We start from the raw sequence: 26,098 nt of genomic DNA, 5'->3' as shown, positions 1-26,098 counted from the left end.
CTTGCTTTCAAAAAAAATAATTCATTTTAAGGAGAGATTTACATGGCAATTTGGAAAGAAGATGTAACTGGTTTTGATTACGCAAAGAATGGATACGCTATCTACGATAAGTTAACTATCGGTGATGTCAAAAATGCTCGTATCAATACTAAACACCAACGAGCAATCACAATTTCTTTACTACATGGTAATACATTAAGTGAGTGTACAAAATCACTTAAAACATGCTACGACGTGGCTGTTAAGGCTCGAAGCCTATATGCAGGAGCATACCATCAAAACTTCCCTGTTTCAGTATCAGTCACTATATCACTAGCAGACTTACTCAAGTTGGATACTGCAATGGCTTATGCTAAAAAATATTTAGGAACTAATACCTCAGTGGATGATATGGCAAAAGCTATGTCGGGCACAAATATGGCTGGGGCTTTAGGGGACGTCTTTGGTGAACAAATGCTACAACGGTTGCAAATCGTATAGCAAAGGTTTGGCCAGAGACTTCCGTGAAAGATGAACTTGCAAAAGGAGCGAATACGGGCTCTGCTAATATGAGCGCTATTGTTAATAAGGCTGATAATGGTGGGTTTAAATCTGTCACAGTAACGATGACTCGCAAAGAAGCCTACAATTTGGCATCGAAAAGTACTGTTTTGTCAGTCGTTGATTCTGTAACGGCTATTAAGTAAAATAAATAATTTGTACAAATTAAAAACCTGCTTATAACAGCAGGTTTTTTTGTTATTGAATGTCCTTTAAAGCATCGAAAAATTCATCACCGTTTAGAATCGTGTAGTAATAAAGATATTCATCATCTATTTCAGTTGAGTCGTTATTTAAGTCTAGCAACTGTATTTGTTTTTTCTTTTCAAATACGTGTAACGCATATTCTTTATTCAATTTTATGTTGATAAGATAATCAACATCTTTTAACGGAGTGGCATCGTTTGTTTTTTTTAATTGCAAGTTGTTTATTGCATCCATTATTCGTTTTTGCTGTTCTTCGTTCTCGACATTTATTATAGGATGAGGCTCTAGTAGCGTTGATACAACTGCACGGATGTTTAAAGTTGGTTTTTCATTGAAATCTGCATCTTTTAAAATGTCTGATACTGTATAAATTCTTTCAGATTCAGTTTTAGCAATGGCTTCTTGTTTTTTATTTTCATATACATCTAGCCCCATTAAGGCAATGGACGTAATAAGAACAACTGTTATAAAAATATTGCGTTTACGCATATTTCCCACCTTATTTCCCTTTTTTGTTAATTAAAGTATATCAAAATTTGTATTAATTAGGTTGTTAAAAGACTGCTTTTTTCCCTTTATATAGTAAAAAGGAGAAAGGAGAGGATATGATGGGAGATGAATATCAATTTTTAATAGGTTTAATTGGCAGCACAGGATTCCCGATTGTCCTTTTTTACTGATCTTTTGGAAGTTCGATAAATCACTTGGATTGCAAAATCCACGTTAGAAAAATTCAATAACTTAGTTATTTTTCCCATGTTTTGTATTTTGAATCTCAAAGATATGACAAACAAATCCGTCATAATAACCAAGTTAATCGGTTAACGTTAGATAAAGGCATTAACGATGGTGAGAACAAATTTATTGTACAAACTTTGAGAAAAAATAAAAGTATCACAACCATATCTAAATATGAACCCTCTTAATTACAAAAGAAACTACTGGAGCAACACTTAGGGTGTTCTGCACAAATAACACGGCAAGTATTGATGTATGTAACAATCGCTGAGGAATAGATTTTAAAGTATTGCACAACAGACAGGTTGTTAGTAAAGTGAATAGAGAGTGGTTCACTTTGAGAATAGCTACAAAGTAGAAATAATTAATGAAGAGATGAAGCAAGTGATTTTTGCACTTGTGGTAAATTTAGTTTAAGCCGTAGCTCATCAGCATCGCTTTAACAAATAGAAGACGGAGGGTAAATAATGATACAGTTGCATATTGAAAGTAAGAAAAAACCGGAGATTTATCGAAAGTTATTGTTACCGAAGAACAGTAGTTTTTCTATGCTAGATGAAATTATATTACTAATTTTTGATTTGGATGTTTCGGACTATTTTGATTTTGAAATTGTTAAAAAAGATGGACGAGTATCTAAAAAAAAGATTTGTTTTTTGCCTAAAAATGACACGGACTTAGATACGGATGAAGAGTTGGTCGATGAATGGCTTCGCAAATCTGGTGATGAAGCCATTGCGCATGTGATTGATAATAGTGAATCATTTACGATTCGATTAGAGAGCTATGAGGAATTACCGAGTAACTCGGAAACTCCTTTATGTATTGCTGGAGCTGGTAATATTCATACAGGTAAAATGGACAACATTGATTTGGAGGAAATTAATGAACTGATACGGGAGGATGAAGAGGCAAATAGTTTTCTTGAAAGCCTAGAGCCAGATTATCTTACTTTATTGGAGCTTACTAATGAGCTGAAAAAATTAAAGCCATGGCAATATTTAAAGGATGATGAAGTCGTTGCCATTCACTTTGAAGATGTAGATTACAAAGTACTTGTTTCTGTTATGGGAGCTGGTGGTGAAGAGTTTGGATTAATGATTTTTGACATGGAACTTGGCTATAATAGCTTAGCGAAGATTCTCTATGAGAAAAATTTATCGAGCGATTTCTACTTTGGTTTAAATGCTTTAACTGTAAATTTTGTTGATAGAGAAGAGTTAGATACAGCAGATTATCTGCTTATTAAAGATTGTGGGCTGTCATATAGAGGGAAGAAGAACTGGATTCAATTCCGTAGCTATCTGGAGGGAACGCATTCTGAAAGACCAAATTATTTAGAGGTAGAGCTATTAATTGATGTTATAAGTAGGATGATTAATATTACAGAAGCTCGGAAGGCTGGTTGGGAATATCCACAGCTAGCTGAACATCAATATCCAACGTTTAAAGTGCAAATGGATGGTGAGTTACAAGAAATCTATATTTTGCAAATAAATATGGCAAAGCCAACGTATGAGTGCTACGAGGAAATTTCGATGTTTGAAAAAGCAAAATATAAGAAAAAGCCTAAAAGCGCATTGCAATTAGAATATGATTTATTTTATATGCCTTTTGGCGTAGAGATGGAAGAAACGGACCGCACTGTTTATCCGATTGCTGGTATGCTTATTGAACGAGGAAGCAATTTGGTTATTGAACACGAAATGTTCCCTATGCCTAAAACGCCACCGATTGCACAAGGCATGTTATGGGCATTTTTACAAGGCTTAGAGGTAAGACCAAGTAAAATATTTGTCTCTAAAGAGTTAAGACCGATGCTTCAACCACTAGCAAAAATTATCGGGGTAGAGCTTGTAGAAAGTGAACTTCCTGGCATTCGAGATGTGAGAGAATTTATGAAAACCATGCCAATGGATTTATTTGAAGAATAGTGAATAACGAGACCACACATTTCTGTGATTTTAGCACAGTTAAATGTGTGGTTTTTAAAATGAACTTTTTTCTTTGCATTTATTCTATCCCACGATGTACGATTCCAAGATCATGATGAGCATTCGGAAGATACCTTGAATAGTGAGCAGTTAAGTTTGTTTAATAATAAACATACTCATTGTTGTTTAAAATGCCTGTATTTAATTGTAATTAGAAAAAATCGTTGCGCCTGAAGGATTAGGGCGTAATGCGAAGTGGAAGAAGATATAGCGATATAAAATACTAGTATAATAAGCGATGTTGAAAATGTTTATAACCAAATAACTTTCATCATGGCGTGTAGACTAGGTTTGCATGCCATTTTTTATGTTAAATAGACACTCACAAGAAATAATGAACATGGTTTAAGTCGAGTAGTTTCAGCAGTTGATCTTATACATAAGAAAGACGGGAGGGTATTATAAACGGAAGATAAGGGCAATTACAAAATTCCATGGAACATAACAGATGGGATGTATAGCAAGGCAGAAGAACAATTCACTGTAGAAGAAGCGGGATTCAAGGTTTCGATTTAAACTAAGTGGATGTAATATTAGGACCATCTATTTGAATGTATTAAAATCGACTACAGCTATACTTAAGCAAATAGTAGATAATAGATTGTCACCTAACTGATAATAGACTTGTTATGAACATCAAGGGTACACATTTTTTCGATATAATAATAATTCCTATTTTAATAAAATGTTTATTAAGCAAGAGCGGAATTCCAATAAATTGTTAATAAAAAACAGTAAAAAAATACTCATAGCGAGTAAATTTTTACTGTTTTTTTTGCTATTTAAAGATAAATGAAAAAAATGGAGAACTTTTTAAAATTTATGTAGACAAAAAGTCTGGAATCATTTAGTATTTGTTCAGCGGTCTACTTTGTAATGATTATAAAGTGAGATTTATTATTAAAGGAGAGGTGAAAATAGGGCCTATACATGCCATTTTGTCCTATGCTTTGAAGAATTTATTAGAAAGTATTCATTTATGACAAGAAGTGAATTGAAGGATAGAGGTACCAACTTATTGTTTGTGACATCCTTTCCGACATATGAATGTATGAAAGTCGTCAGCAAACACCAATATGTATCTCTCAGAATTTAGAAAGGAGAAAAACATGAAAAAATTAAACATAGTAGTAATCTTATTACTGATCGTATTACAAACAGTACTATCACCGATCTCAGTATTTGCGAGCGAAGCGGATGCTAATGTAGGAGTACCTGCAACAACTGAAACAAAAGAAGAACCAGCAGTACAAGGAAACGGAGCGAATGCCACTGAAGGCGCTAGTGTAAGTGGTGGGGCAGTAGACAAAGAAAACAGTGTTGTTTCTGATAAACAATTAGAAAATCCAAGTGCCCCTATAGACAATTCAAGTACTCAAACAGAAAATCCAAGTGCTTCTATAGACAACTCAGGCTCTCTAGCAGACAGCCCAAGTGCTCCTATAGACAACTCAAGCACTCTAACAGATAGCCCCAATGCTTCTACAGACAAGTCAAGTACTCTTGCAGAAGAATCTAAAACTGTCGGAGAAGATAGTAACTCAGTAAAATCCGAACAAACTCAAACAAATACACCTCCAGTAGGAAAAGCACGAGAACTAAGCAATACAGGCTTTCTTGATAGTGTGAAAATTGCAAAAACAGATTTATTATACGGTGAACAAACAGGTGTCCATGTAACATTTAGTGAAAAGCCTGGTATCAAATTAAAAACGGGCGATACAATTACGATGACATTACCACCTGAATTAAAAGGTTTCAAGACGACTATTAATCTAGAAGATTATGGTTCGTGTGATGTGACTAGCGGACAAGTTGTATGTACGTTCAATAGCAAAGTAGAGGATCGTGAAAATATTACAGGCTTCTTTAATTTCTCTATATTAGGAACAAATGTACAATATGGAATTACAAAAACGATTAATACGAGCTTTGGAACAGATTTAAGTGAGCAAGCTGTAACAGTTACTCACCCAACTAGTGATGGTTCAAGAATCTTTTTCTATAAAGCAGGCGATATTATGCCAGAAAATGCTGATGAAGTTCGGTGGTTTTTAGTCTTTAACGGAAAGCTGGAATCTCTTGATAGTAATATCGAGTTAAAAGATTCTTCAAAAGGCGGTCAACAAATACAGAAAGATAGTCTTTATATCCAAACAAGTGGCTACTTAGGTAATCATAGATTCACACCTGAAGAGTTTGAAAGTAAAGGGTATGGATATGTGCATTTTACGAGTGATAATTCATTTGATGTAATGATTTATCAAGAGGCCGCAAGCAATACATCGGTTATTGTAGGTTATAAAACGACTATTACAGCTGAAGGGTTAAATGAAAAATATCTGAAGAATGAATATGATTTGAGTTACAAACTCATCAACCAATCGTCAGTACAAGAGAACAATGTGGTTCAAGTGAAAAATATTTCAGCCGCTGGTTGGGCTGAAGGGATTTTGCCAGCCAAAGGTACATTAAGAATACTGAAACATATAGATGGCCATAAAGAACAAGTCATTCCAGGTGTTCAATTTAAAGTCTTTTCATCGGATGGTCAACAAATTGGCGATTATTATACAACCGATGGCAAAGGAATTGTAGAAGTACCAAACTTGAAATCTGGTGACTACTATGTACAAGAAGTATCAGCTCCTGAATATGTAACATTTGACAAAAATAATAAAATTCCATTTAAAATAGAAGCCGGCGCTTCAGAAGGTATTGAATTACCAATTGGTAACAGTTTGAAAAAAACTTCGATTGCAGGAACGAAAACTTGGAGCAACGATCGTGAACAAGATCGTCCTTTAGAAATCAAAGTAGATTTACTAAAAGACGGTGCGGTTATTGCTACAAAAACAGTAACAGCAGAAAATGGTTGGAAATATCAATTCGATAACTTAGACCAATACACAATAGACGGTAAAGAAATTAAATATGCTGTGAAAGAGCAACCGGTAGATGGCTATGAGTCTAAAGTTGAGGGTTATGATATTTTAAATACAAAAATTTCTAAAGGTTCAATTGTTTTAACGAAAGTAGATGCTGATACTAAAGAAAAATTAGCGGGCGTTGAATTTACGTTAATGAACAATGAAGGCAAAGTAATTGTAGAAAAAATAGTAACTGACAAAGACGGTCAGATTAAAGTAGATAACCTACGTCCGGGTAAATATACGTTTGTAGAAACAAAAGCATTAAAAGGATATAAAGCTGTACATGAAAAAACGGAATTTACAATTGAGCACGATCAAAAAGAAGATGTTCAAATAATCGTAGAAAATTCCTATAACAAGACAACTGTAGTGTTGATAAAGCATGCTAAAGATGGGCAAGGTCCAGTATTACCTGATGCAGAATTCAAACTCATTAATCAAGAGGGTAAAGTAGTAGTCATAAAATTAGTAACAGATAAGGACGGTCAAATTAAAGTAGATAACTTACGTCCGGGTAAATATGCGTTTGTGGAAACAAAAGCACCAAAAGGTTACCAACTTGATATAAAACCAATCGATTTTGAAATTGGTTGGGTAGACGAAGAATCTCTTATTCAGTTAAATGTAATTAATCAAGCTGAACCAGGTGAAAAACCGATAACTCCAATAAAACCAGTGGAACCAGGTGAAAAACCGACAACACCAGAAAAACCAGTGGGACCAGGTGAAAAACCGACAACACCAGAAAAACCGGTGGAACCGGGTGAAAAACCGACAACACCAGAAAAACCGGTGGGNGACCAGGTGAAAAACCGACAACACCAGAAAAACCAGTGGGACCAGGTGAAAAACCGACAACACCAGAAAAACCAGTGGAACCAGGCGAAAAACCGACAACACCAGTAAAACCGGTAGAGAGTGAAAAAACATATGAACCAAAAAATGAGGGTACTGTAGTAGAGGAACCGAAGACTCAAGAGAAACCAGAAAAACCGGTGGAACAGAATGAAACACCGAAAGACTCAAAAAATGAGAGTAGTGTAGTGGAAGAACCAAAAACTCAAGAGAAGTCAGAAAAACCGGTGGAACTTAGTGAAAAACCAAATGACTCAAAAAATGAAGGTAATGTAGTAGAAATGTCATCAAAAGAGCAAACTAACAAAGTTGTTCAAAATCAAAAAGTTGACAAAAAGGATCAAAATACTCCAAATCAAGCTAAACGCTTACCTCAAACAGGAGAAAGTAATACAATCCTATACCAAGTACTTGGTCTTGTTTTAGTAGCGCTAGCATACTTGTTATTACGACGTAGTAGAAGAGAAATTTAAAATATAATCCCCCTGTTTTGAACGAACAGGGGGATTATTATGTCTAAATAATGGGTTCGTATAAAGTATAAACCTTTTAAAGGTTTTTCTAAACGCTTTTTTGAATTAAGAACGTTCAATGTAAATATATAAAAAAATAAGTGTTAGCTTGGTAGAGTTACGTCGAATATAAGATTGTTGGCTATAAGTACCTGCGGCTAAAAATGTTGTATGCGCAGCACCAAAACGCAAAATAGCTCTTATCCCATATAAACACCATCACATGTATCAGGTGCTGGTTCATAGAAGCAATGATTTTTAAATTGACCAGCAAAAGGTTGACCGTACCATGTTGGAGGACATGGAGCAAATGGATTGAAGTACCAAAGTGCGTATTTCGCTGGATGATCTCGCCAATAATCCAGATTCATTTTTGCTAATCTTTTTTCATTAGATCGAGCTCTTTGGTAAAATAAATTCCCTTTTTGAACAGCTTCAAAAGAATAATTTCCTCCCTGTACCTGATAAATGACATCTTCTACTGTTCTTAAATCTGTAAAGTCTAAACAATTTGCTACAAGACGATTCACAATGACGTTGCCAACATATAACATTCCTTGATTTCCTTCACCTTCAGCTTCCGCTCTCATCATCCTTGCCATTAAATCAACGTCAGCATCTCGATATTTTGCTCTTGGCATTTTTCACCTCCAACATATAGTACGGAAAAATTGCCAACAGTAGTTCATTCGAATTTCTCCCCCCTAAGGTGTTTTTAGGGTTTTGAGGTTTTCCCAACCGATAACTGTTATTTACGGAGAATGAATATTGTTCGCTGGAAGTACCTGCGACTAAAAATGTTGTATTCGCAGCATAAAAACGCAAAACGGCTACCTATCCTTGATAAACACTTTCACATGTATCAGGTGCTGGTTCATAGAAGCAATGATTTTTAAATTGACCAGTAAAAGGTTGACCGTACCATGTTGGAGGACATGGTGCGTATGGATTGAAGTACCAAAGTGCGTATTTCGCTGGATGATCTCGCCAATAATCCAGAGTCAGTTTTGCTAATCTTCTTTCATTAGGTCGCGCTCTTTGGTAAAACATATTCCCTTTTTGAACAGCTTCAAAAGAATAATTTCCTCCCTGTACCTGATAAATGACATCATTAATTGTTCTTAAATCTCTAAAGTCTGGACATTCTGCTATAACACGATTCACAATGACGTTGCCAACATATAGCATTCCTTGGTTTCCTTCACCTTCCGCTTCCGCTCTCATCATCCTTGCCACTAAGCCAATGTCAGAATCTATATATTTTACTCTTGGCATTTTTTCACCTCCACCATATAGTATGAAAAAAAGCCTTCATTATTGAAAATCAAAATTACTAGTTCAGAAAAGATTGAAAAGTCATTTCGAAATACTTTTGTTGAAAGTGAGGTAACAATTCACTTTAGTTTAGATGTTACATTCTATATCGAAAATGCCAAGCACAAGCAGTTATATGTAAAAAAATCATGTGCTTTATAACACATGATTTTTTAATGCTTTTTAACGAACGTATAAATATTTAAAATAACTCCTACAACGAACATAATAATTGCATTTAATGCAAGGATCAACGCCATAAATCCTCCTGCAAAAGCAATTCCTTCTCTTGTGTTATCTGGTTCAAAAGCTTTAGCATAACTGACCCCTAAATATACAAAGCTACCGACTATTACTGGAATTAAAAGTGCCATGCCAATTGCAGAAGCCCATAAAGGGATCTTCTTATTTTTGTATAAATAGGATGCTAAATAATCACAAATTACAATAGATAGTAATAAAACGATCCAAATGATAGCATCCCCGTTCATTACCAACCACCCCTTTGAATACAGGTTAAATTAAATTGTAATTTTTATCAATTTGAGGGATTTTTAACTTCTGTTTTTTACTCATGGCATTTTCGCCCTAAAGATATAGTATGGAAAAAAACTACATTATTGCACCTTGAAATTTTAAATGAAACACCAATCAAAAAAACACGCCATCTATGCTGTCAGCAAAACAACAAGATGGCGTGTTTTTTATTAGAAATTCTTTTTGAAGTACGGTGTTTTTTTCATCACGATACATACCGGAATTGCGATAATTAAACCGACAACGTTTTGGATTACGTCTCCTGGAATAGATGCCATAGGGGCAACCCAGCTGTTGTACATAATCGCTTGCCCGATATAGTAGACCGCAATCATCACGGGCATTGAAACAACTGCCGCTAAAATGTTTAATCGAATGTCGTCGCCTCTATGTCCTTTAGACCAAGCGATTTTTCCGACGATAGCGCCTTGTAATGCGCGGGAGATTATTGTGGTTGGCGCCCAAATTAACCAACCACTTACGATATCGAATAAGCCCATTCCGATAGCCCCTGCAAGTGCCCCTTTTTTAGGACCAAATAAAATCGACGTGATTAAAAGCATGGATGTCCCTAAGTGAATAAGCCCACCTTGCCCGAATGGTAGTTTAATATTGATGAACATTGTTGCGACGAAAACAAGTGCTGCAAGAATTGATGTAATCACTAAATCAAATGTTTTCGTGCGTGATTTTGTATACGATTGACCTTGTATATTTTGCATTTGTATGTCCTCACTATGATGAATTTTTCGATAATTTTAACTTTAGCAAAGGACTGACTATCGTAAAAGTGCCAATTTGATAAAAATATTAAAGGTCAGTTTGTTTTTCTATTCGTGAGTGCATTTTCGCATCTATCTAATTATGATACGATGAAGAGAATACAAGCAGGATTAGTTAGGTGGAGAGTATGATGAAAAAAGTTGCTGTAATTCAGGATATGTCATCCTTTGGGAAGTGCTCGTTAACGGCTGCGATGCCTGTGCTGTCAGTGATGGGTGTTCAGGCGGTGCCATTACCAACTGCGATTTTAACGGCGCAAACAGGGTATTCGAGTTTTTATTGTGAGGATTTAACGTCAAAGATGGACTATTTTGTGGATGAGTGGAGCAAGCTTGGAGCGACCTTTGATGGTATTCATACAGGCTTTGTGACAGGGGAGGAACAAATCGATAACATCTTTCGGTTTTTAAACGTGTTTCACTCAAGCGAAACGACGCTTCTTGTCGATCCGGTAATGGGCGATTTGGGCGAGGTGTATAAAATGTATACAGGCGAGTTGCTTGATCGGATGAAAGCGCTAGTGAAGTGTGCAGACATTATTACGCCTAATATTACAGAATGCTGCTTACTTACAGGTTTGTCGTATGAGAAGCTACAGGGCTATCAAGACGATGCAGATTATCTTCAGGCGGTAGAGGAAGCGGGTCATCAGCTGCAGCAGACGACCGGGGCGAACGTCATTATTACTGGTTTGAATCCGCCGCCAGCAGATCCGAACAAGCGCTATGTAGGCAATATGTATGTCGATGCAGAGCGTTCATTTTCTAGCATCCGAGAATACAACGGCGAGAGCTATTCAGGGACAGGTGATTTGTTTGCATCCGTCATTATGGGTGGCATGATGCGTGGGCAGGATTTAGTTGAATCAATGAAGCTTGCTGAGACGTTTTTAGCCGCTTCAATTGAAGCTACGTCAAAGGAGCAAATTCCGCGCGAAGCAGGCGTGAATTTTGAAAAGTTTTTACGAATGTTACTTTAGAATTCTTAGAGTTTTCATCACACTTTGAGCATGTTACGATGTTGCATGGGTATTCATCAGTTTATTAAGGAAATAATTAATATCATGAATTGGGGAGGTGTATAATGGATTCAATTAGATATTACGTAGTGCAAGTAGATGAGCGCTATTACCAGGGGGAAATAGACCTTCATACATTCACAGATGATGAAGAACAGGCCTTTGCGTTTACGGATATTGTAGCTGCAAACCAGTTGGCTAATGAGGTCAATGGAATCGTCCTGACAAGAGAAGTCAGTTATAAGGAGTTAGAAGACTTTTCAGCACAATATCTGGTTGAGTACGAAGCATTGCCAAAAGAAGAGCGGGACACGATAGAATCATTTTGTAGGGAGCTCAGCATAGGAATGTATGAATAAATGCCGAATCGAATCTTTTCGGCTCTTTTTTATGCAGTTTTCGACTGAGCTTAAGCATTCTATCCCTATGCGTGTAGAACTAATATGAGGTGAGGAAATTGAAACTACTAGATGAACTTGCGGAAGTATTTTTAAATGGAAATGATGATGAAATGTCTTATGTGTTAAACAGTCGAACAGGTGAAATTCTTTTGGATGCGCCAGAAGCTTTAACTGGCGAGCCTGAGATTGATTGGGATGATGAGGAAGTGACTGCGGATTTAGTAATGATTCCAAATGTTTCATCGTCTGAAATGTATGATGTCATGGCTAGTTTTGCTAAAAAGCAATCAGATCCGATTACGATTCATTTAATCAACGTACTTAACGGAAAAAAGCCTTTTCGAATGTTTAAGGAAAAAATTAATGAACTAGGCGTCGAAAATCATTGGTACCAATTTGAACAGGATTATGCTAAGAGTAGAATGACAGAGTGGCTAGAAGAGCTTTCCGAAATAGAAGTCAGATAAGCAATGAAGTGAGGTAGGGAAAGGTTTTAATCCTTGATCAACAGCTTTCGCATCCTCGATTATGAAAAAAGATTTAATCCAAATAGTGATTAAATCTTTTTTATTAAATTTTTCAGTATTTCGCAGAATCAGAATGAGATATCCCAGTGCTCTTAACTTTACCTTTCGCATATGATATTTTGTACTTCCATTTGTATATCTGAGAACTTCGAGAAGCCCTAGTTAAGACTCACCACCAGGGAAAGTAATAGTACTAGGATAGTTTTCAGTTTCGAAAGATTCCCAATCCTTATCCCAATCAACTGCATCATTCGATTCATTAAAATTACTTGTTTCAGCAAAAGAATTACTTCCGGCTGATAATACAAAACCTGCAATTAAGAATGGTGTTAACACTTTTTTGATTTTCATTTAACCACTCTTTTTCTTTTTTATGTGAATACCATACTACTTGCTATAAAACTTTCAAAATCAACTTCTGTAAAGAGTTTAGAAAATTTTGATAAAACTAAAATTCTCGGATATAAGATATATAGACTGTGTATCATTTATATTAATGAAATGATTACTAAAAATCTTATGACATAAGGCATTATAAAGGTATGGTGTAATATGGGAGGTTTTAAAAAGATGAATCAGACAACAAATTGGCGACCTAGAGGTTTTCTTCAGTGGCTGCTCACAATCCTCTCTGTAATAGTAGGTTGTTTTATCATTATAGTGGCATACTATATTTTTAATCCAAGTAATATGGATAAAATAATGAGTCTGCTTGCATGGGGGGCTTCTATATTTCCAAGTATTCTAGTAGTTACAACATTAATAATAATAGTTTTATTAGCTCTTTCTTTTTGGAAGAAAACTTTAATTGCTCTTACAGTTCTAATTCCTATTTTGTTGTTATTAATTTTTTTAATTGTGCAGCCAATTAGTAATATGAAAAGCTATGCCAAAAGCGAGAATGTATCGGTTTCTCTTAGCTCACTTTTTTTCTATAAACAAGATACCTCAACAAAGCCTAGTGTAGATGTGGTGTATGGGAAGACTACGGACGGCATTGAATTAAAGCTTGATGTCTGGCCAGCAAAGAAAAAATCAGAGGATGTTTTAACACCTGTCATTGTTCAAGTGCATGGGGGTGGTTGGGTAAGTGGAGATAAAGGCCAAGTTCAAGACTGGAATCAGTGGATGAATGAGCAAGGGTACACTGTTTTTGATGTCCAATACCGTATGCCTCCTGAAGCAGGTTGGAAAGATGAAGTAGGGGATGTTAAATCGGCATTAGGTTGGATTGTGCAAAATGCAGATACGTATAAGATTGATCCGAACAGAATCATTTTAATGGGAGAGTCTGCTGGGGGGAATCTAGCTATGCTTGCTGCATATAGTATGGGAGATAAGCATTTACCACCATCAACGGATGTTCCGGATGTCCCGATCAAGGCGGTGATTAACATGTATGGACCGTCAGATATGACTGAGTTTTACAAGAACAATCCAAGTAAGCGTTATGTCCAAGATGTTATGAATCAGTACATTGGAGGTTCACCAACTGAATACCCTGAGCGTTATAAAATGCTTTCCCCTATAAGCTATATCCAGAAAAATACACCACCAACAATTACGTTTTTAGGAACGAGCGACCGTATTGTTCCCGTAGAGCAGGCGAACGTATTGGATGAGAAACTGACTAAGAGTGGTGTAGCACATGAACTTTATCTTCTTCCAAAGGTCGATCATGGCTTTGATGCAAATCCAGGTAGTTTGAGCACACAATTTGCCAAGGAGAAAGTAAAAGCATTTCTTCAAACATATAATAAATAATCATTACGCATAGCTCCTAATAGGAAACCTTTGAAGGCATTAACCCTTCAAAGGCTATTCTATTTAGAAAGTACATGTAGAATTGTTATCCGTCTCAAAGTATATATGAAAATGCTTACTGCAATTTGGATTAAAAAGAGTAGCACAATGCTTACAATTTGTGCTATTCATATATTCACGAATCGTTAATTCCTTTTTACATACGCCACAAAATATTGCCTTTTCATCAAAATCCTTGTTCTTCCATGGCTGAATTTTATGATTTGCATTTTCCTCATGACATTTATAGCAAGGATAATACTCTCCACAACATTTAAATTTAATCGAAATAGTATCTACCTTACTAAAATAGTGTTTACATCTTCCTTGAGCATCAATAACATTTCCTAGAATCTTCATATTTCAAACCTCTTTTCATAAATGAAATCTACTTATATGGACATAGTTTTTTCATTTTAAAATGCTAAATTAAAACTTCGCTAGACGTAATCAATCGATTATATTGCTCCGTCATTATTCTAAAATGATGCTTTTCATGGATCGCAAGTAGCTGGATAGATTGAATAAGGTTAGGATAGTGAGCAAGAGGATCTGGAAAAACAATATGCCCGGCAATATCCTCCTCAATATTTTTTACTAATTCTTGCATTGTGCTCGTTTCGTTCACTAGTAATTGTTCAATTTCGTCACTGCTCAACGTAAAACGTATTTTTGAGGGAGGTACTAATATTCCGGGAGCTCTCATGCCTCGTCCTTTTTTGTTTTTATATTCCTCGTAAATATCATGTATTTCAGTGGCGAATGGCTTGTTTCTTCGCATTTTCGCGTAAGGCGTCAGTAGTAAGGAAAACTTTGTTGCTGTTTTAAGCATTTTTAGGATTAGATAAAGGTGATAGAAATGTTCACCGATAGACCATTTTCCTTCTTTCTCCGGATGCCATAGTTGTTCCTGTGAGAGTGAATGTATGCAAGGGAGGTAGTGAGATCGCTGCTCCTGTAATGTATGAAAATGATGCGCCATACTGTTGGATTTCATATTTTTCATTCTCCTTTATGCTGTTATTACCATTTTAGGAAACTATCTTGTGAAAGTACATAAAACACTATTAGGAATTGTCGATAAAAATGAAAAGTATCGTAGGAGGGATAAGAATGAACAGTAGATTTTTAACAGCTGCAGATGCTGAAGCCTATCGGAATTTAAGATTAGAAGGGCTACAAAATAATCCCGAGGCATTTGGCTCTAGCTTCGAGGAGGAGAAGGATTATCCGATCAAGCAGTTTGCCAGCAGATTTGAATCACAGGGTTCTTATACGTTAGGGGTATTTGATCATGAAGAATTAGTAGGCGTTGCGACGTTAGTGCAGGAAAGTAAGCTTAAGTTAAAACATAAAGCGAGTATCTTTGCTGTTTATGTTTCTTCGAAAAAGCGCGGACTTGGCATTGGCAAGCGTTTAATGGTTGATGCAATTAACAAGGCAAAAGAGTTAAAGGAAGTTGAGCAGCTTACTTTAACGGTTGTATCAACGAATGCTGCAGCGAAAAGACTGTATTCTTCTTTAGGATTTGAGCTTTTTGGAACAGAGAAGAGGGCATTAAAAATAGGTCAGGAATATTTTGATGAGGATTATATGGCTTTGTTTCTATAACTTATTTCAGTAGTTCCCGGACGCAATTATGTCGAGGCATAATTGATTGATAAAAACTCCAATAGCTTATTAGCCTTTGGAGTTTGTTGTTTTTTATGGCGAGCCCCAATGAAATAATGAAAACAAGGCAAAGATTAAAATAATGACAGCAATCATAAAAGTGACGTAGCTACAAGCGGTTGCCCGTTTTATTTTTCAGTAGCTTTATACTCAGTACTATATTGATTATTGATAATAGGAATGCTAGCCAAAACCCTAAATGACCTAAGCGTTCAATTTGAATGGGTGATTGATTGTAAAAATAATTATAGGTGATACCAAGAACAAGTAAAATTGCCAGCACAATATTAGTCGTTGCAATTTTATTGTTGCTAATCATAATTGCCTCCAATCGATCCGTTTATTGCTGTATAGTATGCTTGAAAAAATAATGTGCTAAAGAATTTCTAATTCATGGTTTTCATTATTTTAGTAAATGAGGGAGGGACCTAACGCTGTTTATTTCAATTGAATAAAGCCATTTCCAACTTGATTGATTGAGAAGTTTTCCAATGGAAGAGCATGCGACAATAAGTAATCATACACATACATAGGAATCAAATGTGGCTCAGTACGATTTATTATTTTTATAATAAGTGCAGCTGCACCAGCAACAAAAGGCGCTGCCATAGAGGTTCCGGTCAACTCTACATAATCACTGTTTAAATGTGTAGATAAAATATTTTCACCAGGCCCAACAAAATCTAAATTTACATTCGTAAATAAATTACCAAATGTCTTTGGATTAGCTTCTTTATAAATGGAATTACTGAAGAGGAACTAAGAAGGATTAGAAACAATCCGATAAAGGGTATTCGAGGAAACATTGAACTTAATGACAACAGAATCAGTCTATATGTAGCTCAAGTAGGAAAATGTGGGATAAGCGGAGTAAAACTAGCCCCGCGTCAAATGCACGTCCATCACAAAGTTATGTGGAGCGAGACTAAGGATGATAGTTATAGAAATCTGATAATAATTCATCCTTTAATACATCGGATGGTACACGCAACTAACTCAGAAACAATTCGGAAAATCATGAAACAATTTTAATCTCATGGATAAACAGATTGATAGACTTAATAAGCTAGGCGAGTTAGTAGGAAATGTAAGCGTAAGTCAATTACCTGCCAATAATAAATATAAGCGTCAAATGAAATTCATATGAAAAGCAATAAAAGCTGTTACGCATCCGTTGGCTTAATAGATTTAGCTTTCCCTTTTTTAAAAATTCCTAAAAGAAGAAGCACAAGTCCAGTTAAAAATAGAAGTGGAAACATGACCATCATTAGTGCGACCGCCGCAAACCCCTCACCTTCATATCTCCCATACAGAATAGAAACAACCCCTGAGAATAAAGGAGCAATTACTAACATCATAGTTATTCCCCAAATTATATATTTCTTTTTATTCGATTTACCAAGACTTATCATAAAAGCTACTCCTAGTACCAATACTAATCCCAAAGCAACTAATCCAATTCCCAATTTAGACCCTCCCACCCTTCATTTAAATTTCAGCAGATGTTTGAACACCCGCTGACGCCTCGCTTTAAGTACAAAAAATGCTTGCTGATAGAAGTTAAATGTCATGGAATTAATTAGAACCTGGATAGATGAGCCAAAGTTAGAAGGTGCTCTGTCTTTTTTGTACTATTCTGAATTTATTTACTACAATAAAAAATTTGTATTTTATTGAACAAGCGCCCCAGTTCAACATTCGATATTAAGATATATATTTACTTCACTTCCATACAAGAAAAAGCCAGTACAATTAGAATTCGTTGTCTTCTAACAAATTCATCTTCACTAAGTTTGCACGCTTTGATTTGCTAAAGCCTTTTCAACTAGATTATTAACCTCTTCTTGCGTAAACTCTTTAACTTCTGATGTTACTTGTTTTTCAGACATTGTATTCTCTCCCTTTAAAGTATTTGAAGCAACAATTAGTTATGATGTGCTTCATTACTATGTAAAGTGAAATACAACTAAGGTCTAACATTTTCGAGGCAGAACAGTTAGAGTGTTTCTTTATTTTGTTTTGGAAAAAATTAATTTTTAGGACCTATTCGCCCACCTTTTGTTAACCAACTCCAAAACATCTCGAAAAACTTCACCTTTTTTTGTAATAAATAAGGAAGGCCAATAAACAACAAATACAAAAAAGCAAGAACCAACAATCCATTTAATATACTGTTCATCTGTGTAGCAATAAATATACTAAGGATTATTATAAGAAGATATAGTATAGCTATTCTCTTGTAGGCTATCATAAAATTCCCCTCCTGTTCATACAATCATACATTAATTGGATGGAAGATGTAAGGAAATCAGCAATGGAATATTCCGTTAAAAATTAAAACCCACCAAATAAAATTAGGTAGTCTATAACCTAAATTATTTGGTGGGTAAAAAGATCATATTTCATCAGTATGCTGACAATATTCACGCAATAAATTAGAAGAAGTACTGGCATTTTTAATAAGATTTATTAGTAAATCGCGTTCTTTAGGAGAAAGATGGTCATTCGTTAAACAATTTGTATAAAATGATTGAACTTCTCTTGCTTTACAGTAACAAGCCATTAATTTTTCAATTTCCATGTGGATCACCCTCCTTTTTTGTAATTAAGAGATTTTATAACTTCAGATAACTCCATGATGACAGCTTCTAATTTATCTATTTTCTTTTCAAAGCGAATGAACAGATAGACTGTTATGGCAATGGGGAACCCAAAATTTCCTATTAAGCTAATCCACATTGGAACATTTTCCGGTGTCATAATGTAAATCACCCTCCTTCTTACTCCAAAATCGTAATATAAGGTGATACTCGGATTCGAACTGAGGATAAAGGTTTTGCAGACCCTTGCCTTACCGCTTGGCTATATCACCAAAATTTAAACTGTAATATGTAAAGAGGATCCTTCCTTAAAAAAAACAACCTTACAGTTAAAAAATTTTATTTGTAATGGTTTCATTTCTTGTGTTGATCCTCTTTATAGATAAGAGGAGGTCTTTAAGATGAAGTATGCTATAACTGTGTATTCAAGCGATGGATGTCAATTTTGTGTTAAGTTAAAAGAGTGGTTAAGAGAAAATAATATTACTTATATCAATAAGGATATTAATGATGAGCACGTATTAAAGGAGTTCAAGCAATATAATAGTAGCGCAATCCCATTTATTTTATTAATTACAGATAATAAAGAAGAGAGAATTATAGGTTATCAGCCAGAAAAAATAAAAGCTATCTTAGATATTTGAAACAGTTGGATTAAATCACCTTTTTTGTATAAAAGGTGATTTTTTTTATCCTCTTTAAGAACATTTGTTCTTATTTTGGTTTATAATATAGATACTACATTCACTTTATATAGAAAGAAGGCGGATATATAGGAGGGATAATTAAATGGAAAAAGATAATCAAAAAATTGAGGAATTCTTCTATAGAAATAATAAGCAGGTTAACAATCCAATCATAAAAAGCTTTTTGTCAGATTCCAAAAATCTCTATTTGGTGCAAAAAGCGATCTTATATCCAACTGATCGTAATAAGAAACTAGTTGATGAATCATTCCAATCTCACTATAAAAATGTTAGGAAGATCAAATACGTCAGTAATTTAATTTATTTCTTTAGCTTAGATTTTGATAAAAAAAGGAGAAGGCTGCAAAATCGCACTTTATTAATATTAGATAAGGGCTTATCAGAAGAAGGTGGTACGACCGCAAAAGAACAAATAGAAGACGCAAGCAATGAAAAGGAGTTTGAAAATATAGTTGGAGAAAGGTTATTAGACAATATTGAGGATGAACAGCTTTTGAAGTCCTTACAAAAACTAACGGTTAAACAGCTTCAAATTTTAGAGATGATTTATGTAAAAGAGCTATCTATAAAAGAAATCGCTCAAATATTACAAACAACACCACAAAATATATCAAACCTTCACAGAAAGGCTTTAAATAAACTCAATAATACACTCAGAAAAAAGGAGGAATGACTTATGGCGAATTTCGGAAATCAACATAGCGAAGAGGCTCTAACAATTATAGAGAATTTCATACCTAAAATTAAACATTGTTTACACAATACAGACTATCAAGAAAGAGAAGACTTGGAACAAGAAATTAAACTAAAAATTATAGAAAAGCTTGCAACAGTAGAGTTTCAGGATGCGCCTAGCTTTTGGGATTATTTCTACTGAACTGTATCCCTAAGTGGCTCGAGTTGGAAACCTAATCAGTTTGAATTAAAAGCTGATCACATTCTTGGTAAACCCGAGCTTATCGAGTAGCCACCTGATCACTTTCACTGCAAAGCGGAGCGGATCTAGATACAACCCGATCAAATTCTTGTCCAACCCGAGCAGTTTGAGTAGTCACCCGATCACTTTCATAGCCTATCTGATCAGATTGAGTAACAACCCTATTAAATCAAGTAGCCACCTAATTACTTTCGTGACATACCCGGTCAATTTGCAACTCATTGTCGACACCTCAAAAAAATTAAAAAACGATGCACATAGCGAAGACACTATGTACATCGTTTTATTGATTAATATTAGCCTTTTAGGAAATCAGGCTTTGCGAAGTTTGGGTTTGGATATTTATAGAAGCCTTCGCCTGTTGCGCGGCCTAGTTTGCCTTTTTCGATATACTCTGTTTTTAAGAGGTTGGTTAGTTTATTCAAGTTTCCATCACCAGTAGCAGCGGCTTTTACTTCTACAATGTTGAAAGCAGTATTAATACCGACAATGTCAAGGATGGCGAATGGACCTAGTGGTGCTCCTCCACTTTTTTAAAAATACACATTAATTTATACGTGACATTTAATTTTCTATAGCTGCTAATGCTTTATCCATTTGGCGTTCATTATATTTTATTGCATTACTATTAGTGGATTCGAGTCCCTTAAAAGTATATGTAGAATTTTGATAAAACCCAAAGACAAAATCATTAATAGGCGTTTCTTCTTCACCATAGTATCTATTCACTACATATGCCTTGAAAATATTTTCTAGCATATATTCATCATTTTGTACGTCTGCTAAATATTTTTTATTTTTATATTCGGCAATGATGTAATCCTCGAATTCTTTGATTTCAGCCTTTGTAGCTGGATACTTTTTAGCGTAGGCTACAATTGTATCGAACTTTTTAGGAGAAGGGCTATCAAGAGAAGCAACCTCTTTTACTTTCTCCTGCCAAGTTACATCTTCTATTGACTCTACTTTAGCTACTGGTTTTTCTTCATACTTCTCTTTCTTAGGAGATTCCTCTTGGCTTACTATATTAGACTCAGGTAGAAATTCACTAGCACCTAAAGCAGAAAGACATAAAATAATAATAGAAATTCCCGTAAACTTCAGCATTTTAATTGCTTTTATTCTGTCCAATTTTATGAAATTGAAAATTGCAAGAAGAAGGGAAATCACTCCCGTTATACCACTCAATAAAAATATGCCAGAAAGTATTTTAAACAAGTATAAAGCCCCCTTTCTATTTATCAAATATTTTAATATATAAACCAAAATAGAACTACAGTCAGCAGAAAATTTTCCCACAAAAAAAGCCCTTTCAAATAAAATGAGCCTGAATTCGTAGTAAGTATTTCTCAAAAAGACTACAAAAAACTTGATATTTTCGAACAGTCCTTCATATTGGGTATCCGCTACTATCTACTTTATACCTACTAAAGAAAAAACAGATTTACTATTTTTTCTACATAAATATAAAGAGAGATAAAGCAAATTTATAATAGGATATTTATTCAAAGTGAGAAATAATGATACATTTGGTAAGATTTATTAAAAAAACAACCTAATATATCGTAGAAATAATGTGATGTATTTTCTGGGTTAACATGAAGATTTAGTAATTTTTTGTGTTAAGGAATATAGGACTTTCTTATAATTTTGAATAACTTACATAATTTTATAGATTTACTAACGGTTGTTTTAGTACACTAAATTTAGATTTGAAAGGGGAAAGAAGAATGAAAAAGACACTTTTAGCTGGCGCACTTAGTATTGCATGTTTTACAGGAGGTTTCGGGTTACAAGCAAATGCCCAAGAAAATGTAGAACTTGATAGATTTATCCATCCAAAACAGGTAGTTGCAGCGACTGATCAAGTGAAATTAATGACCTACCAAGATGTTTATAAATCTTTTTTACTTGCTAAGTTAGCATATGATGATAAAGATATGTCATTAGTAACAACAAAAGATAGTATTACAGTAAAGATAACCTTAAAAGGACTAATGCAATTTTCTGAAGTGAGTGCACAGGAGCAAAAAGAATTTAAAGAGCTTTTCGGTGACGCTATGCAAATGAAATTTATGCCATCTGGAAATTCATTCAAAACAGAGGTTTTTTCTGAAGGAAAATGGAGATCTTTTAGTAAAAAAGATATGAATTCTTTTATAGTAGGACTTAGTGAAGAAGCTGTAGACTTAAAACCGGGTGGTTACTTCACTGATACTATCGGGCATTGGGCTGAGAGCTATATCCAATTCCTTTACCAAGCTGACATTATAAATGGTACATCTGCTACAACATTTAATCCAAATGGACAAGTAACACGCGGACAATTAGTTTCTATGATTTTCCGTGCTTCTGGTTTAGATGTAAATGAAGATTATGAAGGTCCTGCTACATATAAAGATTTAGCAAATTACAAGGGTGCAAAGGAAGTAGCAATTTTAGAGGAATATGGCTTTATCGATATTTTTGATGGTGTTAATTTTGAGCCAAACAAACCTATTACACGTGAGGAAATGGCATATGTAACAGCAAGATACTTAGAAGGAATGAACTTTGATGTAAGTAAGGTTAGCAAAAATAACCCATTTACTGACAAAAACCAAATGCGTCCGGAAACTGTTGAAGCAATCGGATTATTAAAGCAATTGGGTGTTATTGATGGAGCAAACGGTCAATTTAATCCAAAAGGTAATCTTACACGTGCACAGTTCTCTAAAATACTAACACTTACAATATTGTCACTTCATGACGATAAGAGTAATTAAAAAAGAAGCAATCCACAATATTGGGTGGATTGCTTTTTTATTCGACCAGCATATGAAATGCGTGACTTAATAAATAACCTAATAAAATATAGGCTATAAAGGATTTTCGTGATACTGAACGAATATGATGCAAAATAAATTCTGAAATACTGGCGGTTGCGATTAACGCAATCGATATGCCCATTAGTACTCCTTGTGCCTTATCAGATAACTCCCAATATTGGCCGATCTGTATAAAAATACTAAAGAAAATCGAAAATGCTATAAAATAAATAAAGAGTCTCCATAGCCGTTCTCCTTGCGATAATAATGCTGTTGAAAGGGCAAAGCCTTCTGGTAGATGATGTAGAATAATGGAAGCTGTTATTGCAATACTTAGTGCGGAGTTCCCTAGTAATTGTCCGACAGTAAGACTCATTGGAATAGTATGGATAATTATAGCGATTGCAAGTAGTGATACAGAGGGATTTTGTGTATGGGAAGTGTGAAATAAACTATTAAGTATTTGAAACATTAAATAGCCCATCAAAATTCCAAGAAAAAGGCCGACTGATTTGTACATTTGAAAAGAAGAAGGAATGACATCTACTACAAGTAAGCCAACTAAAAATCCACCACATAGTAATGATAATCCATGAGTTGTATGCTGAAATAGCTTAGAGAATACCCAAGCTAGGGCTCCTCCTATGCTAGCACTAAAAAAAAGAAAACCACCAAGTATCATTGCACTCAACTGCGAAATTCCTCCACCCTATATATTCTTTAAGCCGTTTTAACTTCTTTCAGCGGGTGTCTAAACACCGCTGAAATAGAGGGAACTCAGTCTAAGAACGCCACGTCCTGTGGCAACGACTGAGTGACCAACATCGTGTTGCTGACGCTACGTTGCACTGCGCTTTCGCACAAAAAACATCGTGTTGCTGACGCTACGTTGCACTGCGCTTTCGCACAAAAAACATTTGTTGGCCTAAAGCCTTCGGTGAATGTCACGGAATCTAAAAGGATGTTAGCCTAAAATCATCGCATCCATGCGATAACGGCTAACTGACCTGCATCGGTAAAAACGCCACGTCCTGTGGCATTACCGAAATGACCGACATCGTGTCGGCCCTCGGTAAAAACGCCACGTCCTGTGGCATTACCGAAATGACCGACATCGTGTCGGCCCTCGGTAAAAACGCCACGTCCTGTGGCATTACCGAAATGACCAACATCGTGTTGGCCCTCACGCAGGCCTAAGCACAAAGCTGATTCCGGACGCAATTATGCCGAGGCATAGTTGATAAAATATATGCTAAGTAGAAACGAATATGATAATCGCAAGTTTTAGAAAAATGTCCATTGTATTAATTACTAAAAAGTAAAAGTTTATTTTATCGATAAATCTATTTTTAGGGGTTTTATGATCGAAATTTGCGGTACGGTTTAAATTGACTGAATATTGTTTGAATTCTATACTTTTTAGTAGTAATACCAGATTCATTGATTTAGTAACTACTAATGAAGGTGAGGAATGTAAGTTGAAATGGGATGCGAGTTATGATGTGGTAGTAGTAGGTTCGGGGGCGGCAGGGTTAACAGCAGGTCTGACAGCAAAGCTACAGGGTATGAAATCATTAGTCATTGAAAAGACAGAGCGTTATGGTGGGGCATCGGCCTTGTCCGGCGGAGCACTATGGATTCCAAATAATCATGTGATTAAGGGTGAGGGTGTTCCTGATACACATAAACTAGCGCGTTTATACTTAGATTCAACCATTGGTGATCGTGTACCAGTGGCTTTAAAGGAGGCTTATATTACACGGGGACCAGAAATGTTAAGGTTTTTAAATAATCATACTAGGCATATGCGTTTCCAGTATGCTAAAGGTTATTCAGATTATTATCCTGAAAAACCAGGTGGCTTACCTCAAGGACGGTCAATTGAGCCGCTTATTTTTGATTTGAAGAAAATGGGATCATTAGTAGATACGATGCGTCGTTCAACAATGTCTACTAAAGGCTTTACGATGAATAGCTTTGAATTTCATAAGGTAAATATGGTTAGACGCACAACAAAGGGGAAAACAACTGCGTTAAAATTAGGTGTACGATTAGTGAAGTCGAAAGTTACAGGAAGTCTGCCTGTTGCATTAGGAGAAGCACTAATAGCTCGTTTACGGATGTCACTTGCAGAAGCGAATGGAGAACTGTGGATCTCAACTGCATTTAAAGATTTTATCGTTGAAAATAATCGAGTGACTGGTATCGTAGTTGAACGAGATGGGCAGGAGATGCGGATCGAGGCGAAGCGTGGGGTAGTCCTTTCTTCAGGTGGTTTCTCTCATAATCAAGCATATCGTGAAAAATATTTGCCAGCACCAACAAACGCAAAATGGACTTCTACACCAGAAGGACAAACAGGAGATATTATCGAGCCAAGCGTGAAAATAGGGGCGACACTAGATTTAATGGATAAAGTATGGGGAGCACCTTCTGTTATTGATCCACAAGGGCAGCCTTTCTTCCTTGTTGCAGACCGCGGAGTTCCTAATATGATGGTGGTAGATAGTGCTGGGAAACGTTATTTAAATGAAGCGGCACCTTATCATGAATTTGTAGACAATATGCATATTCACCATCAAAAAACAAACAATGCAATACCTTCTTGGATATTGATCGATGCAACGGCAAAAAGTCGTTATATTTTCACAGGATTATTCCCAGGACAAGCTTTTCCAAAAAGTTGGTTTGATAACGGCATAGTGAAAAGTGCACAAACACTTGAAGAGCTTGCAGAACAAATGAATGTTCCCCCAGGAAACTTAGTGGAAACTGTAGAGCGCTTCAATGCCTTTGCTCGTAATGGTCGTGATGAAGATTTCCACCGAGGAGATAGTGCCTATGATAATTATTATGGAGATCCTACATTGAAGAATCCGAACTTAGCAGAGCTTAATAATGCACCATTTTATGCACTTCGTTTATATCCGGGAGATATTGGGACTAAGGGAGGCTTAGTGGTGGATGAGCATGCTCGTGTTGTAAAGGCAGACGGTACGGCAATTGAAGGGTTGTATGCATCGGGGAATTGTTCAGCCTCTATAATGGGCGAAACGTATCCAGGACCAGGTGCAACATTAGGACCTGGTATGACATTAAGCTATATTGCTACAACGCATATGGCAAATGTAGTTAAGGAAGAATCAACCTTGTTAAATGTATAAAGAGTATTTTTGAATGGTTTTGCGAGATAGAGTTGGAGGTCAATTAACGA

The 26,098-nt window shown here is 35.6% G+C and carries 31 protein-coding genes, 1 tRNA gene and 2 pseudogenes; 17 read left to right on the top strand and 17 right to left on the bottom strand.

What is annotated here, in order from left to right:
* Positions 1-42: 42 nt before the first annotated feature.
* Both AMS59_RS26350 and AMS59_RS26345 read left to right on the top strand, forming a co-directional pair.
* The gene (locus tag AMS59_RS26350) at positions 43-480 is read left to right on the top strand and encodes a hypothetical protein (RefSeq protein ID WP_082337507.1); all 438 of its coding nucleotides are present in this window, start codon (positions 43-45) and stop codon (positions 478-480) included.
* 68 nt (positions 481-548) lie between these two features.
* On the top strand, positions 549-686 hold the full coding sequence (locus tag AMS59_RS26345; RefSeq protein WP_234007774.1) for a hypothetical protein: 138 nt from the start codon (positions 549-551) through the stop codon (positions 684-686).
* Positions 687-738: 52 nt separating this feature from the next.
* Here AMS59_RS26345 and AMS59_RS13590 read toward each other — a convergent pair whose 3' ends face one another.
* Entirely contained in the window at positions 739-1,236 is a 498-nt protein-coding gene (locus AMS59_RS13590) for a hypothetical protein (RefSeq protein ID WP_053484282.1), read from the bottom strand.
* 716 nt (positions 1,237-1,952) lie between these two features.
* On the opposite strand from AMS59_RS13590, the gene AMS59_RS13585 reads away from it, so the two are divergent.
* The 3 genes and pseudogenes from AMS59_RS13585 (at position 1,953) to AMS59_RS27020 (ending at position 7,740) form a co-directional block, all read left to right on the top strand.
* Positions 1,953-3,419, top strand: a complete 1,467-nt coding sequence (locus AMS59_RS13585) for a hypothetical protein (protein WP_053484281.1) — start codon at positions 1,953-1,955, stop codon at positions 3,417-3,419.
* 1,136 nt (positions 3,420-4,555) lie between these two features.
* Positions 4,556-7,209: pseudogene (locus AMS59_RS27025) on the top strand (SpaA isopeptide-forming pilin-related protein); the annotation flags it as partial.
* Positions 7,210-7,548: 339 nt separating this feature from the next.
* Positions 7,549-7,740 (top strand): LPXTG cell wall anchor domain-containing protein, encoded by a 192-nt coding sequence (locus AMS59_RS27020; RefSeq protein WP_369814331.1) that lies wholly within the window; start codon positions 7,549-7,551, stop codon positions 7,738-7,740.
* 239 nt (positions 7,741-7,979) lie between these two features.
* On the opposite strand, the gene AMS59_RS13570 is transcribed toward AMS59_RS27020, so the two are convergent.
* From AMS59_RS13570 to AMS59_RS13555, 4 genes are all read right to left on the bottom strand, one after another.
* Positions 7,980-8,420, bottom strand: coding sequence for a cell wall hydrolase (locus tag AMS59_RS13570; protein WP_053484278.1), 441 nt, complete (start codon positions 8,418-8,420; stop codon positions 7,980-7,982).
* 193 nt (positions 8,421-8,613) lie between these two features.
* Positions 8,614-9,054: a cell wall hydrolase gene (locus AMS59_RS13565; RefSeq protein WP_053484277.1), complete on the bottom strand. Its 441-nt coding sequence runs from the start codon at positions 9,052-9,054 to the stop codon at positions 8,614-8,616.
* Between the two features lie 212 nt (positions 9,055-9,266).
* Positions 9,267-9,584: a hypothetical protein gene (locus AMS59_RS13560; protein WP_053484276.1), complete on the bottom strand. Its 318-nt coding sequence runs from the start codon at positions 9,582-9,584 to the stop codon at positions 9,267-9,269.
* A gap of 216 nt (positions 9,585-9,800) precedes the next feature.
* The gene (locus AMS59_RS13555; RefSeq protein WP_053484275.1) at positions 9,801-10,352 is read right to left on the bottom strand and encodes an ECF transporter S component; all 552 of its coding nucleotides are present in this window, start codon (positions 10,350-10,352) and stop codon (positions 9,801-9,803) included.
* A gap of 191 nt (positions 10,353-10,543) precedes the next feature.
* On the opposite strand from AMS59_RS13555, the gene AMS59_RS13550 reads away from it, so the two are divergent.
* The 3 genes from AMS59_RS13550 to AMS59_RS13540 all read left to right on the top strand — a co-directional run bounded on the left by AMS59_RS13550 (position 10,544) and on the right by AMS59_RS13540 (position 12,299).
* The gene (locus tag AMS59_RS13550) at positions 10,544-11,392 is read left to right on the top strand and encodes a pyridoxamine kinase (protein WP_053484274.1); all 849 of its coding nucleotides are present in this window, start codon (positions 10,544-10,546) and stop codon (positions 11,390-11,392) included.
* Positions 11,393-11,496: 104 nt separating this feature from the next.
* Positions 11,497-11,790, top strand: coding sequence for a hypothetical protein (locus AMS59_RS13545; protein WP_053484273.1), 294 nt, complete (start codon positions 11,497-11,499; stop codon positions 11,788-11,790).
* A gap of 98 nt (positions 11,791-11,888) precedes the next feature.
* Positions 11,889-12,299, top strand: coding sequence for a UPF0158 family protein (locus AMS59_RS13540; protein ID WP_053484272.1), 411 nt, complete (start codon positions 11,889-11,891; stop codon positions 12,297-12,299).
* A gap of 222 nt (positions 12,300-12,521) precedes the next feature.
* Here AMS59_RS13540 and AMS59_RS13535 read toward each other — a convergent pair whose 3' ends face one another.
* The gene (locus tag AMS59_RS13535) at positions 12,522-12,710 is read right to left on the bottom strand and encodes a hypothetical protein (RefSeq protein WP_053484271.1); all 189 of its coding nucleotides are present in this window, start codon (positions 12,708-12,710) and stop codon (positions 12,522-12,524) included.
* 219 nt (positions 12,711-12,929) lie between these two features.
* On the opposite strand from AMS59_RS13535, the gene AMS59_RS13530 reads away from it, so the two are divergent.
* Positions 12,930-14,123 carry an alpha/beta hydrolase gene (locus AMS59_RS13530; RefSeq protein WP_053484270.1) on the top strand — a complete coding sequence of 398 codons (1,194 nt, stop codon included), beginning with the start codon at positions 12,930-12,932 and terminating at the stop codon, positions 14,121-14,123.
* Between the two features lie 63 nt (positions 14,124-14,186).
* Here AMS59_RS13530 and AMS59_RS13525 read toward each other — a convergent pair whose 3' ends face one another.
* Together AMS59_RS13525 and AMS59_RS13520 are read right to left on the bottom strand one after the other, a co-directional pair.
* Entirely contained in the window at positions 14,187-14,522 is a 336-nt protein-coding gene (locus AMS59_RS13525; protein WP_053484269.1) for a CHY zinc finger protein, read from the bottom strand.
* A gap of 64 nt (positions 14,523-14,586) precedes the next feature.
* On the bottom strand, positions 14,587-15,159 hold the full coding sequence (locus tag AMS59_RS13520; protein WP_053484268.1) for a DinB family protein: 573 nt from the start codon (positions 15,157-15,159) through the stop codon (positions 14,587-14,589).
* Positions 15,160-15,275: 116 nt separating this feature from the next.
* On the opposite strand from AMS59_RS13520, the gene AMS59_RS13515 reads away from it, so the two are divergent.
* On the top strand, positions 15,276-15,773 hold the full coding sequence (locus AMS59_RS13515; protein WP_053484267.1) for a GNAT family N-acetyltransferase: 498 nt from the start codon (positions 15,276-15,278) through the stop codon (positions 15,771-15,773).
* A 169-nt stretch (positions 15,774-15,942) separates the two neighbouring features.
* Here AMS59_RS13515 and AMS59_RS13510 read toward each other — a convergent pair whose 3' ends face one another.
* Together AMS59_RS13510 and AMS59_RS24305 are read right to left on the bottom strand one after the other, a co-directional pair.
* Positions 15,943-16,152 carry a hypothetical protein gene (locus AMS59_RS13510; protein WP_156304659.1) on the bottom strand — a complete coding sequence of 70 codons (210 nt, stop codon included), beginning with the start codon at positions 16,150-16,152 and terminating at the stop codon, positions 15,943-15,945.
* A gap of 119 nt (positions 16,153-16,271) precedes the next feature.
* The gene (locus AMS59_RS24305; RefSeq protein ID WP_304438251.1) at positions 16,272-16,574 is read right to left on the bottom strand and encodes a S8 family serine peptidase; all 303 of its coding nucleotides are present in this window, start codon (positions 16,572-16,574) and stop codon (positions 16,272-16,274) included.
* On the opposite strand from AMS59_RS24305, the gene AMS59_RS27015 reads away from it, so the two are divergent.
* Complete coding sequence (locus AMS59_RS27015) at positions 16,539-16,865, top strand: HNH endonuclease signature motif containing protein (protein WP_369814330.1); 327 nt, start codon at positions 16,539-16,541, stop codon at positions 16,863-16,865. The genes AMS59_RS24305 and AMS59_RS27015 overlap by 36 nt on opposite strands.
* Positions 16,866-16,996: 131 nt before the next feature.
* Here the strand turns inward: AMS59_RS27015 and AMS59_RS13505 are convergent, their stop codons facing one another.
* From AMS59_RS13505 to AMS59_RS13490, 4 genes are all read right to left on the bottom strand, one after another.
* On the bottom strand, positions 16,997-17,299 hold the full coding sequence (locus AMS59_RS13505; protein WP_053484266.1) for a hypothetical protein: 303 nt from the start codon (positions 17,297-17,299) through the stop codon (positions 16,997-16,999).
* 929 nt (positions 17,300-18,228) lie between these two features.
* On the bottom strand, positions 18,229-18,414 hold the full coding sequence (locus AMS59_RS13495; RefSeq protein ID WP_053484264.1) for a hypothetical protein: 186 nt from the start codon (positions 18,412-18,414) through the stop codon (positions 18,229-18,231).
* Positions 18,415-18,419: 5 nt separating this feature from the next.
* Positions 18,420-18,593 (bottom strand): YvrJ family protein, encoded by a 174-nt coding sequence (locus tag AMS59_RS24300; protein ID WP_082337503.1) that lies wholly within the window; start codon positions 18,591-18,593, stop codon positions 18,420-18,422.
* A gap of 41 nt (positions 18,594-18,634) precedes the next feature.
* Positions 18,635-18,705, bottom strand: a tRNA-Cys gene (locus tag AMS59_RS13490).
* 129 nt (positions 18,706-18,834) lie between these two features.
* Here AMS59_RS13490 and AMS59_RS13485 point away from each other — a divergent pair.
* The 3 genes from AMS59_RS13485 (at position 18,835) to AMS59_RS13475 (ending at position 20,017) form a co-directional block, all read left to right on the top strand.
* Positions 18,835-19,077 (top strand): glutaredoxin family protein, encoded by a 243-nt coding sequence (locus tag AMS59_RS13485; RefSeq protein ID WP_053484263.1) that lies wholly within the window; start codon positions 18,835-18,837, stop codon positions 19,075-19,077.
* Positions 19,078-19,222: 145 nt separating this feature from the next.
* Positions 19,223-19,813: a sigma-70 family RNA polymerase sigma factor gene (locus tag AMS59_RS13480; RefSeq protein ID WP_053484262.1), complete on the top strand. Its 591-nt coding sequence runs from the start codon at positions 19,223-19,225 to the stop codon at positions 19,811-19,813.
* A gap of 3 nt (positions 19,814-19,816) precedes the next feature.
* Positions 19,817-20,017 carry a hypothetical protein gene (locus AMS59_RS13475; RefSeq protein WP_053484261.1) on the top strand — a complete coding sequence of 67 codons (201 nt, stop codon included), beginning with the start codon at positions 19,817-19,819 and terminating at the stop codon, positions 20,015-20,017.
* 356 nt (positions 20,018-20,373) lie between these two features.
* Here the strand turns inward: AMS59_RS13475 and AMS59_RS24295 are convergent.
* Positions 20,374-20,601: pseudogene (locus tag AMS59_RS24295) on the bottom strand (3-hydroxyacyl-CoA dehydrogenase family protein); the annotation flags it as partial.
* Between the two features lie 40 nt (positions 20,602-20,641).
* Positions 20,642-21,295 carry a hypothetical protein gene (locus tag AMS59_RS13470; RefSeq protein WP_053484260.1) on the bottom strand — a complete coding sequence of 218 codons (654 nt, stop codon included), beginning with the start codon at positions 21,293-21,295 and terminating at the stop codon, positions 20,642-20,644.
* A 512-nt stretch (positions 21,296-21,807) separates the two neighbouring features.
* Here AMS59_RS13470 and AMS59_RS13465 point away from each other — a divergent pair.
* Positions 21,808-22,842, top strand: a complete 1,035-nt coding sequence (locus AMS59_RS13465) for an S-layer homology domain-containing protein (protein ID WP_053484259.1) — start codon at positions 21,808-21,810, stop codon at positions 22,840-22,842.
* 37 nt (positions 22,843-22,879) lie between these two features.
* Here AMS59_RS13465 and AMS59_RS13460 read toward each other — a convergent pair whose 3' ends face one another.
* Complete coding sequence (locus AMS59_RS13460; RefSeq protein ID WP_234007788.1) at positions 22,880-23,566, bottom strand: ZIP family metal transporter; 687 nt, start codon at positions 23,564-23,566, stop codon at positions 22,880-22,882.
* Between the two features lie 365 nt (positions 23,567-23,931).
* Here AMS59_RS13460 and AMS59_RS25885 point away from each other — a divergent pair, with 365 nt between their 5' ends.
* Together AMS59_RS25885 and AMS59_RS13450 are read left to right on the top strand one after the other, a co-directional pair.
* On the top strand, positions 23,932-24,081 hold the full coding sequence (locus tag AMS59_RS25885) for a hypothetical protein (protein WP_199777752.1): 150 nt from the start codon (positions 23,932-23,934) through the stop codon (positions 24,079-24,081).
* 281 nt (positions 24,082-24,362) lie between these two features.
* Positions 24,363-26,048, top strand: a complete 1,686-nt coding sequence (locus AMS59_RS13450) for an FAD-binding protein (protein ID WP_053484256.1) — start codon at positions 24,363-24,365, stop codon at positions 26,046-26,048.
* Positions 26,049-26,098: the final 50 nt, after the last annotated feature.

Source organism: Lysinibacillus sp. FJAT-14745 (assembly GCF_001275675.1).
Taxonomy (GTDB): Bacteria; Bacillota; Bacilli; order Bacillales_A; family Planococcaceae; genus Lysinibacillus.
Note: the sequence above shows the minus strand (reverse complement) of the source record. Positions and strands in the feature narration are given on the sequence as shown.

Coding starts and splice junctions, on each gene's coding strand:
- AMS59_RS13520 (WP_053484268.1), bottom strand. CDS start 15,159: ATGAAATCCAACAGTATGGCGCATCATTTTCATACATTACAGGAGCAG.
- AMS59_RS13475 (WP_053484261.1), top strand. CDS start 19,817: ATGGCGAATTTCGGAAATCAACATAGCGAAGAGGCTCTAACAATTATA.
- AMS59_RS13495 (WP_053484264.1), bottom strand. CDS start 18,414: ATGGAAATTGAAAAATTAATGGCTTGTTACTGTAAAGCAAGAGAAGTT.
- AMS59_RS13460 (WP_234007788.1), bottom strand. CDS start 23,566: ATGATACTTGGTGGTTTTCTTTTTTTTAGTGCTAGCATAGGAGGAGCC.
- AMS59_RS26350 (WP_082337507.1), top strand. CDS start 43: ATGGCAATTTGGAAAGAAGATGTAACTGGTTTTGATTACGCAAAGAAT.
- AMS59_RS13570 (WP_053484278.1), bottom strand. CDS start 8,420: ATGCCAAGAGCAAAATATCGAGATGCTGACGTTGATTTAATGGCAAGG.
- AMS59_RS13550 (WP_053484274.1), top strand. CDS start 10,544: ATGAAAAAAGTTGCTGTAATTCAGGATATGTCATCCTTTGGGAAGTGC.
- AMS59_RS13530 (WP_053484270.1), top strand. CDS start 12,930: ATGAATCAGACAACAAATTGGCGACCTAGAGGTTTTCTTCAGTGGCTG.
- AMS59_RS13560 (WP_053484276.1), bottom strand. CDS start 9,584: ATGAACGGGGATGCTATCATTTGGATCGTTTTATTACTATCTATTGTA.
- AMS59_RS13525 (WP_053484269.1), bottom strand. CDS start 14,522: ATGAAGATTCTAGGAAATGTTATTGATGCTCAAGGAAGATGTAAACAC.
- AMS59_RS13485 (WP_053484263.1), top strand. CDS start 18,835: ATGAAGTATGCTATAACTGTGTATTCAAGCGATGGATGTCAATTTTGT.
- AMS59_RS13555 (WP_053484275.1), bottom strand. CDS start 10,352: ATGCAAAATATACAAGGTCAATCGTATACAAAATCACGCACGAAAACA.
- AMS59_RS13590 (WP_053484282.1), bottom strand. CDS start 1,236: ATGCGTAAACGCAATATTTTTATAACAGTTGTTCTTATTACGTCCATT.
- AMS59_RS13510 (WP_156304659.1), bottom strand. CDS start 16,152: ATGATTAGCAACAATAAAATTGCAACGACTAATATTGTGCTGGCAATT.
- AMS59_RS24300 (WP_082337503.1), bottom strand. CDS start 18,593: ATGACACCGGAAAATGTTCCAATGTGGATTAGCTTAATAGGAAATTTT.
- AMS59_RS27020 (WP_369814331.1), top strand. CDS start 7,549: ATGTCATCAAAAGAGCAAACTAACAAAGTTGTTCAAAATCAAAAAGTT.
- AMS59_RS13465 (WP_053484259.1), top strand. CDS start 21,808: ATGAAAAAGACACTTTTAGCTGGCGCACTTAGTATTGCATGTTTTACA.
- AMS59_RS25885 (WP_199777752.1), top strand. CDS start 23,932: ATGACCGACATCGTGTCGGCCCTCGGTAAAAACGCCACGTCCTGTGGC.
- AMS59_RS13565 (WP_053484277.1), bottom strand. CDS start 9,054: ATGCCAAGAGTAAAATATATAGATTCTGACATTGGCTTAGTGGCAAGG.
- AMS59_RS13480 (WP_053484262.1), top strand. CDS start 19,223: ATGGAAAAAGATAATCAAAAAATTGAGGAATTCTTCTATAGAAATAAT.
- AMS59_RS13535 (WP_053484271.1), bottom strand. CDS start 12,710: ATGAAAATCAAAAAAGTGTTAACACCATTCTTAATTGCAGGTTTTGTA.
- AMS59_RS13515 (WP_053484267.1), top strand. CDS start 15,276: ATGAACAGTAGATTTTTAACAGCTGCAGATGCTGAAGCCTATCGGAAT.
- AMS59_RS13545 (WP_053484273.1), top strand. CDS start 11,497: ATGGATTCAATTAGATATTACGTAGTGCAAGTAGATGAGCGCTATTAC.
- AMS59_RS26345 (WP_234007774.1), top strand. CDS start 549: ATGAGCGCTATTGTTAATAAGGCTGATAATGGTGGGTTTAAATCTGTC.
- AMS59_RS13585 (WP_053484281.1), top strand. CDS start 1,953: ATGATACAGTTGCATATTGAAAGTAAGAAAAAACCGGAGATTTATCGA.